This window comes from Plesiomonas sp., assembly GCF_051650925.1.
Lineage (GTDB): Bacteria > Pseudomonadota > Gammaproteobacteria > Enterobacterales > CAMTGL01 > Plesiomonas.
In genome coordinates this window covers 1-1,123 of sequence record NZ_JBOFRH010000082.1, presented here as the reverse complement: position 1 = coordinate 1,123, position 1,123 = coordinate 1, and the positions used below count along the sequence as shown (strand labels likewise).

Annotated in this window: 1 protein-coding gene, 1 pseudogene and 1 riboswitch; the gene and the pseudogene both read left to right on the top strand. The window is 47.4% G+C overall.

Annotation, left to right across the window (positions count from 1 at the left end; all coding sequences use genetic code 11):
* Positions 1–22: 22 nt before the first annotated feature.
* A riboswitch (glycine riboswitch) is annotated at positions 23–115 on the bottom strand.
* 277 nt (positions 116–392) lie between these two features.
* Positions 393–871, top strand: a pseudogene (locus ACRC27_RS01910) (CidA/LrgA family protein).
* The coding region (locus ACRC27_RS01905) for an LrgB family protein (RefSeq protein WP_438639059.1) at positions 868–1,123 on the top strand (256 nt) is incomplete at its 3' end. The pseudogene ACRC27_RS01910 and the gene ACRC27_RS01905, both read left to right, overlap by 4 nt.

Below are 1,123 nucleotides of genomic sequence, written 5' to 3'. Positions count from 1 at the left end.
TCAATGGATCTCTCCAAGGGCTCGTCCAGTAACAGTCCCTGCTGTTGAATAACAGCGCCTGAAAGATTTACTTCTTCGGCGTGGAGTCGATTCTCCACTCTCCTGATACCTTCATCCGAACTTTCATGTTTTCCGGTTGCCACCAGAAACGTTTTTAGTCTATCAACCTGCTTTTGCCTTTGTCTATACATCACAGAAAAGAAATGATGATCAAATTACTACACTCATTTGTGCGCCAGCACGTAGATAAGCGTGGGTGAGTGACAGTGAGTATGCTAATGTCTGACAGATCCCTACGCCCATAATCCGACACAATTAATTTGTGTGATCTATGGCACATCCTATAGAATAATTGTATGATGATTGCAGGTTAATGAGTGTTGTCTAATCTTATGTCACAGTACGTCAGCAATGTATGGGGCTATGCCCGAGCCTTTGTACTTATTTTTGCGTGTTTATGGGTGGGAAACAGCCTGTCTGCTTGGCTGCATCTTAATATCCCCGGTAGCATCATCGGTATGCTGGTGCTGTTCATTCTGCTCAGTCTGCAAATTGTGAAAGCCGATTGGGTGAAACCGGGATGTATCTCTTTATCCGCTATATGGCGGTACTGTTCATTCCTATCGGTGTCGGCCTGATCAACCATTACCGTGATCTCTCCAGCAGCATGGGGGCGTTTTTGGTCTCCACCACCGTCAGTACACTGATTGTGATGACTGCGGTATCCGTGGTGTACCAACGCATTCACGCTAAATCTGATTTGATGGCCGGTACGCCAGATGCACCGGAAACGGTCGACGCGGTACAGCCAAACGCGGCAAACAGCAACAAAGCGGATCAGTCCGCAGCACGTGGTAACGGAGAAAAATGATCATGAACTGGTGGCCTTTACCTCTGACTTTAGCGGTATTTTTCGCAGCCCGTTGGCTAGCGACCAAAGTCAAATCACCGCTGATGAACCCGTTACTGATTTCAATGATTGTTCTGATCGGTTTTCTGGTCGCGACCGGTATTCCTTACGATAAGTATTTTTCCGGTAGCCAGTTACTGAACCAGTTATTGCAACCGGCGGTAGTGGCGTTAGCCTTTCCGCTGTATGAACAGTTGCACCAGATTCGTGCGC